This window comes from Chryseobacterium sp. RU33C (assembly GCF_900156015.1).
Classification (GTDB): Bacteria; Bacteroidota; Bacteroidia; order Flavobacteriales; family Weeksellaceae; genus Chryseobacterium; species Chryseobacterium candidae.
Genome location: NZ_FTMT01000001.1, coordinates 84,674 through 99,801, shown reverse-complemented (window position 1 = coordinate 99,801; position 15,128 = coordinate 84,674). Strand labels below are relative to the sequence as shown.

The 15,128-nt window shown below is 33.7% G+C and carries 12 protein-coding genes; 5 read left to right on the top strand and 7 right to left on the bottom strand.

Annotated elements, in window-relative coordinates; genetic code table 11:
* Positions 1 to 66 precede the first annotated feature (66 nt).
* The 4 genes from hemN to BW946_RS00420 form a co-directional block, all read right to left on the bottom strand.
* Entirely contained in the window at positions 67 to 1,425 is a 1,359-nt protein-coding gene (hemN, locus tag BW946_RS00435; RefSeq protein ID WP_076594290.1) for an oxygen-independent coproporphyrinogen III oxidase, read from the bottom strand.
* A gap of 238 nt (positions 1,426 to 1,663) precedes the next feature.
* Positions 1,664 to 2,305: a hypothetical protein gene (locus BW946_RS00430; RefSeq protein ID WP_139325942.1), complete on the bottom strand. Its 642-nt coding sequence runs from the start codon at positions 2,303 to 2,305 to the stop codon at positions 1,664 to 1,666.
* 133 nt (positions 2,306 to 2,438) lie between these two features.
* Entirely contained in the window at positions 2,439 to 3,452 is a 1,014-nt protein-coding gene (locus BW946_RS00425) for a WD40/YVTN/BNR-like repeat-containing protein (protein ID WP_076594288.1), read from the bottom strand.
* Positions 3,453 to 3,497: 45 nt separating this feature from the next.
* Entirely contained in the window at positions 3,498 to 5,015 is a 1,518-nt protein-coding gene (locus BW946_RS00420) for an amino acid permease (protein WP_076594287.1), read from the bottom strand.
* A 164-nt stretch (positions 5,016 to 5,179) separates the two neighbouring features.
* On the opposite strand from BW946_RS00420, the gene pnuC reads away from it, so the two are divergent.
* The 5 genes from pnuC (at position 5,180) to BW946_RS00395 (ending at position 11,171) form a co-directional block, all read left to right on the top strand.
* Positions 5,180 to 5,851 (top strand): nicotinamide riboside transporter PnuC, encoded by a 672-nt coding sequence (gene pnuC / locus BW946_RS00415; protein ID WP_076594286.1) that lies wholly within the window; start codon positions 5,180 to 5,182, stop codon positions 5,849 to 5,851.
* A gap of 4 nt (positions 5,852 to 5,855) precedes the next feature.
* Complete coding sequence (locus BW946_RS00410) at positions 5,856 to 6,512, top strand: hypothetical protein (RefSeq protein ID WP_076594285.1); 657 nt, start codon at positions 5,856 to 5,858, stop codon at positions 6,510 to 6,512.
* Positions 6,513 to 6,600: 88 nt separating this feature from the next.
* Positions 6,601 to 7,368, top strand: a complete 768-nt coding sequence (gene dapF, locus BW946_RS00405; protein WP_076594284.1) for a diaminopimelate epimerase — start codon at positions 6,601 to 6,603, stop codon at positions 7,366 to 7,368.
* Positions 7,369 to 7,401: 33 nt separating this feature from the next.
* On the top strand, positions 7,402 to 8,427 hold the full coding sequence (gene mltG, locus BW946_RS00400) for an endolytic transglycosylase MltG (RefSeq protein WP_076594283.1): 1,026 nt from the start codon (positions 7,402 to 7,404) through the stop codon (positions 8,425 to 8,427).
* Positions 8,428 to 8,561: 134 nt separating this feature from the next.
* On the top strand, positions 8,562 to 11,171 hold the full coding sequence (locus tag BW946_RS00395) for a TonB-dependent receptor (protein WP_076594282.1): 2,610 nt from the start codon (positions 8,562 to 8,564) through the stop codon (positions 11,169 to 11,171).
* 133 nt (positions 11,172 to 11,304) lie between these two features.
* Here the strand turns inward: BW946_RS00395 and BW946_RS00390 are convergent, their stop codons facing one another.
* The 3 genes from BW946_RS00390 to BW946_RS00380 form a co-directional block, all read right to left on the bottom strand.
* On the bottom strand, positions 11,305 to 13,941 hold the full coding sequence (locus tag BW946_RS00390; protein ID WP_083688748.1) for a TonB-dependent receptor: 2,637 nt from the start codon (positions 13,939 to 13,941) through the stop codon (positions 11,305 to 11,307).
* 33 nt (positions 13,942 to 13,974) lie between these two features.
* Positions 13,975 to 14,754 carry a GLPGLI family protein gene (locus BW946_RS00385; RefSeq protein WP_076594280.1) on the bottom strand — a complete coding sequence of 260 codons (780 nt, stop codon included), beginning with the start codon at positions 14,752 to 14,754 and terminating at the stop codon, positions 13,975 to 13,977.
* Positions 14,755 to 14,833: 79 nt separating this feature from the next.
* Complete coding sequence (locus tag BW946_RS00380; RefSeq protein ID WP_076594279.1) at positions 14,834 to 15,124, bottom strand: hypothetical protein; 291 nt, start codon at positions 15,122 to 15,124, stop codon at positions 14,834 to 14,836.
* Between the last annotated feature and the right edge of the window lie 4 nt (positions 15,125 to 15,128).

Below are 15,128 nucleotides of genomic sequence, written 5' to 3'. Positions count from 1 at the left end.
TCTATAAAAGGATAAAAACTAACCCGAAACCAAATCAAAAGCGGTTCAGATCTGAACCGCTTTTGATTATATTGTCATAGAGAAAATTCTTGTTTCCGGTTTATTTCTCATCATTCTCAGGTCAAAAACCATTGCTACATTTCTTGTGAAAGCTCTACCTGCTTCAGTAATTTTAATTTCGGTTCCGTTGATCTCAACCAAACCATCATTTTCCATTTCTTGCAGCATTTCCAGTGCATTTTCAAGTTCAGGGAAAGAATTGTTAATATCAAAAGTGGTTTCAAGCTGACACATCAGATTCAGAATATGTCTTCTTACAATAAGATCTTCTTCACTCAGTACGTGCCCTTTTACAACAGGAATTTCTCCCTCTTCCACCATTTTCTGATATTCTTCAACGGTTTTTATATTCTGGGCAAAAGCATACCAGGAATCTGAAATAGCAGACATTCCAAGACCAACCATCAACTGGGTTTTGCTTGAAGTATAGCCCATGAAGTTTCTGTGAAGTTTTTTATGAATCAAAGACTGGTACAGATCATCATGCTCTAGAGAGAAGTGATCCATCCCAACCTCAATATATCCTAAATCCTGAAGCAGTCTTTTACCATCTTCATACAAACGGCGTTTTTCTTCACCGCTAGGCAGGTCATTTTCATCAAAACCTCTCTGCCCAACACCTTTTACCCATGGAACGTGTGCATAAGAATAAAATGCAAGTCTGTCCGGTTTCAGCTCCATTGTTTTCCGGATGGTATGTTCCATTGCATCCCAATTCTGGTGCGGCAATCCGAAAACAAGATCATGGCTGATTCCCCTGTATCCTATTTCCTTCGCCCATTCTGTAACGTTTTTCACATTTTCAAAAGGCTGGATTCTGTTGATCGCTTTCTGAACTTTAGGATCATAATCCTGAACTCCAAAGCTCACTCTTCTAAAACCAAGATCATATAGCGTTTGAAGATGTTCCTTCGTGGTATTATTTGGATGCCCTTCAAAAGAAAATTCCGGATGTTCCGCAATCTCTACTGTTGAAAAAATACCTTCCAGCAATGTTCTTAAATTCTCAGGAGAGAAGAAAGTAGGCGTACCTCCACCAAGGTGTAATTCTTTCAGCTTAGGTCTTTCATTGAAAAGATCAAGATAAAGTTTCCATTCCTTTAAAACACTTTCCAGATAAGGAATTTCAACACTATGCTGTTTGGTAATACGCTTATGGCACGCACAGAACGTACACAACGCCTCACAGAAAGGCAAATGGATATAAATAGAAATCCCCTCCTCTGCATTGCTCTCATGAAAAGACCTGATTACAGTTTCCTTCCATTTTTCCGGTGAAAATGTTGATTCATCCCAATATGGAACGGTAGGATAAGACGTGTAACGTGGCCCGGGAATATTATATTTATCTATTAAAGAGTTCATTTTGAAAATTAAAATTTTATAAGGATATGAAATTTAACATAATTAAAATTTCACCTTACAAAATTAACCATTAGTTATGAATTTTAGCCTATGAATTATATTAGGTTCTATTTTATAATGAATCTAAATACGATGAATACTGACTTTCTTCAATATAATGATAAATTCTATATTAACTATTTAAAAATTGTTCATGAGAAGAATATGTCAATCATATGCTTTTATGGTGCATTGCCCATTAAAATGTAAATATTTTCGCTTTTGAAAAATTATCATCCCACATAATGAAGTCATGACCGGACGGTGCCATATCTGTTTCTTTAACTATTGATGGATTGGAAGGATATTTACCAGCTTTCGCATCCCATTTCAAATGTATGAACTTTCCGTTTCCACTCTTTAAAATAAGATCATTCCATCCTGAAGTAATTGCTGCACTTCTGAAAACCGGCGGTCTCATTACCGTAAACCTGTTGATCAGCTTCATATCACTGCTTAGCAATAAAAACGTACAGCCTCCACTTCCACAAAATGCTCTTCCTGAAAGTGAAATGAAATATTCATTTTTTTTATCATTATTGAGGTCTATGGTATAAAAAGAAAACTGGCGGTCGGAAGTTTCCAGGGAGGGCAGATCGTTTTTCAAATAATCCTTGAGATAAAGCTTCAGTTTTTCAGCAGTGGCATTGTCTGTGGTGTCGGGATTATATCCGGATTCTGTAGTCCCCGTCTTGGCAGAATCCACAACTTTTCCTTCAGAAGAAGAAATTACAGGAGCTGTGTTTTCCGGCAGCTTTTTTTCATCTTTTTTACAGGCAGCTAACATTACTGCTGACATTCCAAGACATATAGCCCATTGTTTATTTTTTATCTTCATCATCATATTAATTAATCTTTTTTTGTTCTCGGTGTTACCGAAACTTCTCCGGTAAATTTCAATATACAAAAATAACATTTATTTCTGTAAGGATATCCCAACAGCCTGTTTTATCTGAAATTTCAAGAGAGAAAAATTAAAATTTCAATTTTATGACGGCAATTCTGTTATTTCCTGCAAGTACAACATTGTTACCATCTAACCATTGACACACAAAGAAGCCATTCTCATCGGAAATTCTCTTCCATGTCCTTCCAAAATCTGAAGAGTAACTGATATGCTTGTCTCCCACCGCAATAATCTCTTTTCCTTTTGATCCCGGCTTAATTTTCACACAAGTGGTGTATCCCGCATTTTGCCCTGAAGCCTGAATCTGCCAGGTTCTCCCCCCATCATTAGTGGTAGCAACATTGTTGATATTAGCATCCTGTTTTGTATAATCTCCTCCTGCAGCAATTCCAAAATGATCATTGTAAAAGTCAATAGAATATATCCCCTGTGAAGATTCTCCCTGTATAATTGGAGTATTGAAAACTTCGATATTTTCATCCTTCAGATTCATTCTTAATATTCTTGAAGCTTTTCCTCCTGTTGCAATCCATAAATATTTTTTAGAGGATGAAATATTGGTATTACTTGCAGCAAAAGCAGCTTCACCCTCGTTTAATATTATATTATTCTTAAACATACTCCATTTCCCGTCTTTATAGACCGCCAGCTTCAGCCTCAGATCTTTATCCGAATCACTAAAAGTATAGGCTAACTTATCATTAACGAAATGTAAAGCATCATAAAAAGCTGTTTTTGCTGTATCTTTAAAAACAACCTGTGACTTTAAAGTTTTCTTATCGATAGCAAAGAAACGTCCTGGACTCTCAATATTGATAGCATAAAAAATAGTTTTATTTTGCGCTAATGTTCTGAATTGAAGTTTCTCTTCGGATAATTTTATCTGTTTCTGGCTTTTATAATCTTTAAGATCTACAAACCCAAATTTAGAATCGGTACCACTGTACCAGACCTTGTTGTCATATAATTCAAGAGCTCTGATACTGATCTTATCATTAAGAATGGTTTCAAGGCTTTCCACCTGCTGGGAAAACGCTGTAAGTCCGGTGGACAGAAATAAAATGGAAAAAATCTTTTTCATATTATAATATTGTGACAAAAAAAACCGCCGAAGCGGTTTATATTATTAATCCTGGTTCTGATATTTTTCAGGATTGTTCAGTTTACTGTTTGATTTCCCATAAACGAAATATACTAAACCACCCAGGAATAACCACACAGCCGAAAGCTCCAAAGCATGAGCACTTAAGTTAAAGATCAAATAAATATTGATAAATACTCCCAATGCCACAACTATTTTATAAGCCGGAACTTTGAAAGGTCTGATCAAATTAGGCTCTTTCTTTCTCATCACCCAAACTGCAATACAAACAAGTGTAAATGCAAACAGGGTTCCGAAACTTGTCATATCTGCCAATGTTGAAATAGGGGTAAATGCTGCGATCAAAGCTACTACAATTCCTAACAAAATAATTCCTTTATAAGGTGTTTTTGTTTTTGGATGAAGATCACCGAAGAATTTAGGAATCAATCCGTCTTTTGCCATCCCGATAAAGATTCTGGATTGTCCCATCATCATTACCATTACTACGGAAATTAACCCTACAGTAGCAGCAATTGTTACGATATTACTGGCCCAGTGTTTTCCGGCAATTTCAAAAGCATATGCTACAGGAGCTTTAATAGCATCAGGATATTTCCCTTCCGGGTTAAAGTCTGTATAATGCATCATCCCTGTTAATACAAGAGATACACAAATATATAAAGCCGTACAAACCAATAATGAAGCAATAATTGCGAAAGGTACATCTTTCTTAGGATTAATAGCTTCCCCAGCCTGCGTAGAAACAGCATCAAAACCAATATAAGCAAAGAAAATCGCTGCTGCTCCGGAAATAATTCCTTTAATACCGTAGGCAGAAACCATATCTCCTTCAGAATTTTTAATCTGAATCTGATCCGGAATAAAAGGTTTCCAGTTTTTAACACCGTCTACAGCGTTGTAAAGATCGGTATTAGAGAAAATAATATATATTCCTGCAATAATTACAAAGATAACAGCTGAAGTTTTCATTAAAACGATCAGGTTATTCGCTCCTGCAGCTTCTTTAGTTCCCTTTACCAATAATGCAGTAATTAAAAGAACAAGAATAAATGCAGGAAGGTTCATAGAAAAACCATCTCCGGTATAACTTGCCGGATCTGATGTAAGATAGGCAGGCAAATGAATATTAAAAATCTTTAAAAATTTGTTAAAGTATCCGGACCAACTTACGGAAACGGCCATACTCGCCATGGCATACTCGAGGATGAGACACCATCCCATTGCCCATGCAAAAATTTCTCCTACTGTTCCGTATGCATAGGCATAAGCTGAACCCTCTACAGGAATAATGGATGCAAACTCTGCATAGCATAATGCAGCAAAAACGCAGGCAATCCCTGCTATGATAAAGGAAATAGCAAGAGCTGGTCCTGCATGATAATAGGCTCCTGTTCCGGTAAGAACAAAGATTCCACCACCAATGATAGCACCCACTCCAATTGCTGTTAAACTCCATTTTCCAAGGACTTTTTTCAGCTCACTTTTCTTCATATCTGCCTCATAGGCACTTAGTGGCTTTTTTACCCAAATTTTCGACATGTTTTTTTATTTATTAAGGATTTACGAAAATATAAAAAATTTAGAAACTCTCACGTTAATCGTTAAACTTTCCTCATTTATTTTACATTAAAGGTTTGAAAACCTGAACAACACATTATATAATCCATTTTAAAAAGTCCATATTTTTGCTTATTTTTGATTGCATGAATTTATATGATCTTTTTGTAAAGCCTTATGAAAGCTATGATTCTTTACAAATTATGTTGGAAGCATCAGGTGCAATTTTCGGAATACTGAGCGTATTTTTTTCCATAAAGAAAAATATATGGGTGTACCCTACCGGCATTATTTCAACGCTGATCTATGTATATCTTCTTTTCAATGCCGGGCTGCTGGGAGACTGTATGATTAACGTCTATTATACTGTCATGAGTATTTATGGATGGGTTCTATGGGCAAGAAATTCTGAAGATCATATTCATGTAGAAGTTACATGGGCTACCCGAAAAGAATGGATACATGCAAGTATTCTTTTTGTGATGAGTCTGGCACTTGTTACCCTAATTTATTATTACAAACCTTATATCGATAATCAATTTTCGATGGAAGGAGTCAGTTTGGGATTATATCATCTGGACTGGGCAAACTGGATGGATGTTTTCACTACCTCCATATTTTTGGCAGGAATGTGGTTGATGGCTAAACAACGCATTGAAAGCTGGATTTTCTGGATTATCGGGGATCTTATTTGTATCCCTATGATGATTTTTAAGGGGCTTGGAATCACTTCGGTTCAATATTTGGTATTTACTATAATGGCGATCTTGGGATACGTCAGTTGGAAAAAAAGTTTTAAAGAAAAAAAAGTACAATAAAGTCATGAAAAATTTATTTAAAATAGCATTCAGTATTTTTGCTATTACCAGTTTAACCTCTTGTTTAGCTTATACCGACGGATACGGAAGCAACGGAAGCTATGGGTATGGAGATCCGTATTATAACAACGGATATTACTATGCGCCTTCAGGATATTACGGAAGCGGTGGATATTGGGGTAATGACGGCTATTATTACAGAAGCAATGTTAATTATTACTATGATAATGGTATTCCTTATTACTATGATAGCTACAATAACTCCAGAAGAAAGGTCTACGTAGAAAGAAGGTCTACTTCATCTTCAAGACCTCAGAACGGATTCCAGAATACGCGTACAACGAACAGCAACGGTTCATACAATAATAACGGAGGATTCAACAATAACAGAAACTCCAACAGCAACAGCGGATTCAGAAACCAGAACAATGGTTATCAGAATAATCAGGGAAATCAAAACAACAGCGGTTTCAGAAATTCCAACGGTAACAGTGGATTCAGAAATCAAAACAGCAGTAATCAGAATAACCAGAATAACAGCGGTTTCAGAAATTCTGAAAGCAGCAGGTCAGAATCTTCCGGCGGGGGATTCAGAAATAGCTCGGGCAGCCAAAGCACGAGTTCAAGCAGACAGCAGAGCGGCGGAGGCGGCTTTAGATAAAACGATTATAAATAAGGAAACGAACAGTTAACACTGTTCGTTTTTCATTTTAAATATAGTAATTTTGCTTCTTCATTAACAAAAAAATATGGAATTTTATAAATATCAGGGAACAGGAAATGATTTTGTAATGGTAGACAACCGTGATCTCCAATTTACTAAAGATAAAGATAGTATTGAAAAGCTATGTGACAGACGCTTCGGAATAGGTGCTGACGGTCTTATTCTATTGGAAAACGATCCTGAATATGATTTCAAGATGGTATACTACAATTCTGATGGCGGGGAAAGTACGATGTGTGGAAACGGAGGAAGATGTCTTGTTGCTTTTGCTTTTTTCCTTGACATTTTTGAAGATAAATGCAAGTTCATTGCAACAGACGGAGAACATGAAGCTGAAATCCATAACGGAATCATTAAATTAAAAATGATCAATGTAGATACTGTTTCCCATGACGGAAATGATTTTGTTCTGAACACCGGATCTCCACACTATGTAAAATATGTAGACAACCTGAAAGAGTATCACGTCTATGACGAAGGATATGGCATCAGAAATTCTGAAAAATATAAAGAAAAAGGAATCAATGTGAACTTTGTAGAAAAAATTTCAGATAATGAAATTTTTGTAAGAACCTATGAACGAGGCGTTGAGGACGAAACTTACAGCTGCGGAACAGGAGTTACAGCTTCCGCTTTAACTTTTCTGCAAAAACATAATCTAACCTCTGTAAAAGTTAAAACTTTAGGCGGAAACCTTAAGGTATATGCTGAAAAAAGCGGGGATGCATTCCAGAATATCTGGTTAGAAGGTCCTGCAAAGCAAGTTTTTAGAGGTAAAACAGATCTTCTTTAAAAACAAAAAACTTTTAATCAACATTTAATAAGAATGAAAAAAGCAATTCTCATTGTCATTCTGCTGGCTTTTGTAGTGGCAGGATTTTTTGGTTTGAGATTTTATAATAAATATTTAGGAAATAACGTAGAAAAAGAGGGTTACGTTCTGATTCCTCACAGAGCGGGCTTTAAACAAATCCTAGATTCTATTGCTCCTTATATTAAAGACAGAGAGTCTTTTGAAGCTGTAGCCAAGGAAAAAGGTCTTGATACGAATTTTAAAGCAGGGCGTTACCATATCCAGAGCGGAACAGGCAACAAAAACCTTGTCAATATGATCAAAGCTGGTAACCAGACAGCCAACTCTTACCGAATCGGTGATTTTGGAGATATGTACCAGATGATTGGTAAGGTGACTAAAAAAACGGAAATTGATTCATTACATTTTGTCAATGATCTGGATGCTGTTGCACAGGAGAAAGGCTATAAAAATGTTGAAGATTTAAAAAAATACTTTTTCATTGATACCTATAATTTTTTCTGGACAGTAAGCCCGAGAGAGTTTTTCTCAAAGTTTGAAAATCAGTATAATGATTTCTGGACGAGTGAAAGAAAAAGTAAAGAACAGCAGTCTGGTCTTACAAGAGATCAGATTTATGCACTGGCTTCTATTGTTTATAAAGAATCCGGAGGAAAAAAAGATGAAATGAAAACGATTGCAGGATTGTATTTAAACCGTTACAGAAAAAGAATGAAGCTTCAGTCTGATCCTACGGTTATTTATGCAATCAATAAGCAGACAAATTTTAAAGAACCTATAAAAAGGGTATTTTATAAGCATTTGTCTACACCATCACCTTATAATACTTATGCCAATGCAGGTATTCCTCCGGGGCCCATCTGTGTAGTGGATAAGAATTCAATAGATGCTGTTTTAAATGCTGAAAACAACAATTTTATATTTATGTGTGCTGATCCGGCAAGATTCGGATACCATAAGTTTACTGCAAGTGCTGAAGAACATGCGGTGAATGCAAAGGCCTATCAGGATTGGCTCAACTCAAAAAATATAAAATAGGCTTAGAAAGCACCTAAAAAATTTATACAGTTAGAAAAACAATAAACGACCATAATATTTTGATGATCAGCCTAGTATGGACACTCAAAATATTAAGGGTTATTCTTTCACGATCTTATACAAAAAAATAACCTATGAAGAATAAGACAGAAATTGTCAATATTTTCACCAGAAAAACTTTAGGACTTACCTTAGTACTTTCAGCGGCAGCACTGGCTTTTGCACAGGAGAAAGCTGGAGTTTCAGGGATCATTGTCAACAAAAAAAATCAACCGGTTCCTTATGCTTCCGTAACTTTCAGCAATAAGGCCAACAAGACTTTAAGTGATGCTGTACTGACAGATGAAAAAGGGCAATATACCCTTCAGCTTATGCCCGGAGATTATGAAATTACAGTAGAAGCTATTGATTACAAAAAAAGTGTAGTCAGCAAAAATATTGCAAAAGCAGGTAATATCGGAGCTTTATCTATTGAAGCAGAGCCTTCGTCTACTGCTGATGGCAAAACAAAAGAAATTCAGGGTGTTGTAATTACTGCTTCTGCAGCGAAACCTTATAAAGTAGAGCTTGATAAGAAAACATATGATCCTTCGCAGGATATTGTGAGCAAAGGAGGAAATCTTCAGGATGTTTTAACTAATGTTCCTTCAGTTTCCGTGGATACAGACGGAACAGTTTCTATGAGAGGAAGTACCAATGTAAAGTTTCTTATCAATGGAAAGCCTTCTGCCCTTCTTGGGATAGATGACGGAGCGAATGCACTGCAGAGTATTCCGGCGGATCAGATTGAAAGAATTGAAGTTATTACCAACCCTTCTTCTAAATTTGAAGCAAGTGGTACATCCGGTATTCTGAATATCATCCTAAAAAAAAATAAAAAGGTAGGATTTAATGGTAGTGTGGTTGGATCACTGGGATATTTTCCAAGAACTTCTCTCAATACGAACCTGAGCTGGAGAAAAAACAACTGGACATGGTTCCTGAATGGCGGTGGTGGTTACACAGAAAACAAAACGAAGAATAATTCGGAAACAACCTATCACAATCTCACATTTCCCGATGTGATTGCTTTCCAGCAGCCTAATGATGTTCTTGTTCATCAATTGCAAAACTCCGAGAATAAAACGTATAATAAAAATTATAATGTGAGTGCGGGTTTTGTATATGATTTATCTGATAAGACTTCCATTAATTTCACAGGATTGGTGAGAACATTTGAAGGAGACGGAAATGAACTTCTTGATACCTACGACAGTTTTTACAGGTTTTTCAGAGATTCACCGGATCCGGGCACTACAGCAGGAAAATGGAGTTTATTAAATCCCTATGGAAGAAGAGATTCTAAAAGTATCTTCAATAACCTTGCTTTCCAGGGAGATTTGGGATTAGATCATAAATTTGATGATAACGGACAAAATTTATCCGTATCATTAAGTCTGCAAAGGAACAGAAGTAACAATAATGCGGATATTCTTGAAACTTACGACCTTCGTCCTGATGTGCAGGATATTACAAGAAGATATTCGTTAACTAAAACAATAATCGGTAAAGCTGATTATGAGCTGCCAATAGGAGAAAAATCCAAGCTTGAAGCAGGATATAGATTGGATGTTAATGATAATACTTACAATAATTTTGTAAGCAGTACTTCCAACAATCCTTTTATTCCAAGTTATAATAACAATACAGATTATAAAGAAGTCTTCAATGCTTTTTATCTACAATTTAAGAGTAAAATAGGAGAAAAATTTGCTTATCAGCTCGGTTTAAGAGATGAGCTGTCTAATGTCAGCATTAATTATATCAATCAAAATCCTAATGATAAGCCGTTAGATAAGACCAAAAATTATAATAATCTATTTCCGAGTGTATTCTTAAGCTATGATGTATCTAAAAATAATCAGATTTTGCTTAATTATTCCCGCAGAATAGACAGACCAAGGTCCTTCTTTATGGTTCCCTTCCCGAATTACAGCAACAGCCAGAATATTTTTGAAGGAAACATAGACCTGAATCCCTCATATGTAGATTCATTTGAAGTAGGATATAATATTACCAGAAAAAAATTCACGGTTAATCCTACCCTATACTACAGACACGCAACGGATGATACCAAAATGTTGGTCTACAGACCTGATGAAAGCCTTGGTGTATTTTATACAAAGCCAATCAACTTAGGAAATGATGACCGTTATGGTTTGGACCTGAACTTTACTTATGATCCATTTGCATGGTTGAAAATCATGGGAAGTCTGGACATGTTCGGATATAAAACTACAGGAATTGCTTATTATGATGCTATTGATAAAAATAAGCTGCAGCAAACCCGCAGCATGAATTTCACAGGAGACGGTTTTTCTACCAGAGCCCGTCTTAATACAACATTCAAGCTTGACAAAACGCTAAGTGTACAATTACAGGGATTCTATAGAGGGGCACAGAAAACAGCCAGCCAAAATACAGAAGATATGTATGCCCTGAATCTCGGTGCATCCAAGACTATCTGGAAAGGAGACGGAACAATTTCCTTCAATATTCAGGATATATTCAATACAAGAAGCAGAGAAGTATTTAGTTTCAATGAGGATTATACACGAAGAAACTATATGCAGTGGCAGCCAAGACAGTTTGCTATTTCGTTAACTTACAGATTTAAGCAGGGAGAAAAAATTGAACAACCTAAAAAGAAAAAGGACATCAATTCCAACGCAACAGGTGATGACCAGCAAGGCGGCCCTATGTAAGACAGCAAAAAATCAGGAAATAAGCCTATTCAATAAAAAAAACCTTTATCAAATTTGATAAAGGTTTTTTTTATTGAATAATTGTTATTATAATCCACATGAATGTCAAAATAGATATGACGACTCAGATGTATCAAAAATTATACGTTATATTCATCAAAAAATATCTTGGGATAATATTTACATTGGTTGTATTTACAGAGTAATCATTAATATCTACTTCGGTTATCATTTTTTTATTCAGTATATTTTTCATAAAAAAGGATAATTCCCAATTCCTATTTACAATATATTTTATTGTATTATCAATAAAGAAATAATTTGCTTGGGATTTGGTATTGGGGCGGAAATAATCAAAACTTGCGATGATTGAAAATTTACTAAACGGCCTGGCAATAATCCTAAAACTATTATTAAATGACCTCAAAGTATTTTTTTCTTGATTTTCTACCTGAGTACTGTTTATATTGTAAGTAAATTTATTCTCAAAATTAATTTTAAAATCAAAAACTGTTTTCCAAGAAAAATCATATGTCTGAGTAACATTGTTTATTTTTCTGGTTTCAGAATTATTTAGGATGTTTTCATAATTTGAAAATGTGAGATTTGAACTTAGCTTTAATACACTATCCAGGAATGAAAAATATTTATCATACATAAAGTCAGCACCATAAGTAGATCTTACTTTAGGAGAATAAAAATAGGTATAGTGAGTGATATAAGGTGAAATTGTTATATCTGAAAAATAATTCCCTTTATCACTTGTATAATACAATCCAAAGTTAAAATTTAATTGCTTATACAAATCATTGATAACATAACTTACCCTGCCGTTAAAAGTCTTTTGAAAGCTTAAAGAAGGTACATTACTTATTATATTTCTATTACTAATAAAGACAGGATTTATAAATAGCTTATCTTCTGAAAAAGGCTTCTGCCGATAATCTACAATGCTATTTATGAAAGCTACATCATTAATTTTATATTTCAAATAAAGTTTAGGTTCAAATACAACAGTTTTATTTTCAAGGTTTATATTGTTTAAACTTTGTCTCTGATAGTATAAATTAAAAGAAGGCTGTATATATAATCTTGATATATTGAAATTAGCTTGCCCTGAAAGATATGTGGAAGCTTTTTTATTATTCAATAAATTGCTATAATTATTTTTTTTCGAATTGTTTAAACCCATTACTTCCGAATTAAAGGTATTGGTTTCATTGTTATTCCCAAAGGAAAAGAAATACTTGATATTTTTATATTTAGCCAAATAAGTTAACTGAAAATCCAATACTGATTTTTTAAAATTACTCAATTGGGTATTAAATGATGTATCATTATCAATATTTAAATAAGGAAATGAGAACATATTTTGAGGAATATCATTCCAAGCATAAGTAGTACTGAATTGAAAAGCAGACTTATCATTTAGCTTATATGTAAATTGTAAGTTTTGTTTTAAAAAAGTGTTTTTGGTTAATAAATTGGTTTCAAAATTCCTGTCACCATTTTGTAGAACCGAGCTATATTGTTGGTTACTCTCATTAGATGCTGATAATTTATATTCTAAAAGAGATTTTTTGGTTGTATTTGTTTTACTATCAATTTCTATCCTAAATAATTCAGGTTTCTTTATTGTATTATAGGTATCTGAAAGATTTAAATTATCATCTATAATATGACTCTCATTATAGATATCCTGCATGAGTTTATCTTTCAAATATGAAAGGTTTATCCTTGTACTATTCTTCTTAAATGCCCTAAATATCAAATTATAACTGCTAAAAAAAGCATTATTGCGGTTAGCTCTTGTATCTTCTAGAAAACTTGAAAATGAATTATCATTAATGATTTTTGCCGCAGAATAATCTGAGTTTTTCTGTTGATCTATAGAAAGGTTATTGGAAAAATAATCGTAGGGAGATTGATTAACTCCGATATTATTATAAGAAAGATTTAAAAAAGACTTATACCCTTTTGCAACCTGTAATAAAGTTGAGTTGATAGAACTCACCTGTTTTACATCAGAATCAAATCCACTTGCCCAATCTATATTTCCAGAAAAATCAATCTTTCCTTTTTTGATTTTTAAATTTAAGGCAACTTTATCAGAAGATTCTATTCCCTTTAATAAAGGGTTTTCAGAATAATTTTCTATTGCCTCAACTTTCTCAACAATGTCAACATTAATATTTTTTGTTCCAACAGTATAATTAGTTCCAAACAAATCATCTCCTTCCAGCTTTACAGTTTCTACTGACTTCCCTTTATATTTTATTTCTCCGGTTTTTTCATTTACCGTGATTCCAGGCATTTTTTTTAATACATCCTGAACCTTTTTGTCAGACGGATCCTTGTATCTGGAAACGTCGTATACCACAGTATCTTCTTTTATCTCAAATGATTCTTTTTTTTGATTAATGATGACTTCCTGTATTGTCTTTATTTTTTCGTTCTTTAAAACAAAATCAAGAGAAATTTTTTCTTTATTATCTAATTCTACTTCCTGAACTGATGTTTCAAAATTAGCAGCATTTGCAACTATATAAATCTTTTTATACTTCTTATTGAGAACAAGATTATATACTCCGTTTTTAGTTTGAGTGAATTGATTTATTCTTTCATCATCTGCATTTTCTTTAATGAGAATATTGACAAAAGATATTTTATCCCCCGCCTCAGAAGTAACAATACCAGAAATAGTCTGAGAAAAAAAGCATTGAGAAAACAATAAAAAAACAAGGAACATGCCCGGTGTTCCTTTATTCATTATTTTCTCAAAAAAATGTATAATCATACAATTTTATTTTATTTCAGTAAAACCTAAATCTTCTATTGTATTATCCATTTTAATAGATCCTCCATTCCCATCTTCACTGTCTGCACTCCATTTTTTTATCAACCTCTTCAGATATTCTTTATAATTTTCTTTATACTGATCCCAAGTTATTAATTTTTCTTTTTCAAATGGGTTATTAATAGATGTATTTTTCTCTACTATTTTATATTCCTTTAGTTCAAAAGTATATAAATTATCCGTAGTTTTTGCATATACTACTACACCAGGCAATCCATAAAACTTCCATGGAGCAATATTGAATGAAACTTTAGGATCAAAATAAACAATCCAGGTTTTTCCCCGAAATTCTGTTGTTGCCTCGTTATATTTTTTCCCATTATAAATTACTGTCTCATCTGATATCTTCCATGTAAACTGATCCAGATTTTCTTTAATATAACATGCTTTTGTTAAATAAAAATTTCGGGAAAGCATATTATCCGTTTGTGAATCTTTATAATATTCTGGAGGAGAAGGCATTATAATATTTTTATAATCATCAGAAATATGTTCCACAGTTAATCCACTCTCACTAGATGTTTTTTTCGTTTCTGAAGTATCAATTAACAACTCTTGCTTTGTTTCTACAAACCAGGTTTTATTTTGGGAGCTAAGAATACTATTATATGTCTGGGTAGGCACTTTTGAATTAATTTTGAATATATATATTCCTGTAAATGTCTGAGAACTAAGTATACTAAAGCAAAGTACAAATACCAAAATAAATAATTTATTTTTGTTCATTCCTTTTAAATTAAAAACAAGTTGTTTTGAAATAAAAACAACTTGTTATGTTACATACCAAAAATTGGCTTATTAATTTTTATTCAGTAGCCATTGAAAGATCCAAAACCTTTCTCATTAATTTTTTTGTGCAATTCTGAGAAGCAGTTTCGCAGCTTGTAAAAATACTTCCGGCAGAAGATGTTATAGTAAGAGTATTCATTCCTATCTGAACAGATGTAGAACATGATACAGTACAAAGAGAAGCTTTTTCTTTTGCCGAAACTGAATTTGTAATCTTTTTAGGAGATGAAGCCGGTTCTTTAGGAGTATTTTTAGCGCTAGCTAATCCAGTAATCATAATCATAGTAGCTAAAATAATCTTTTTCATATAT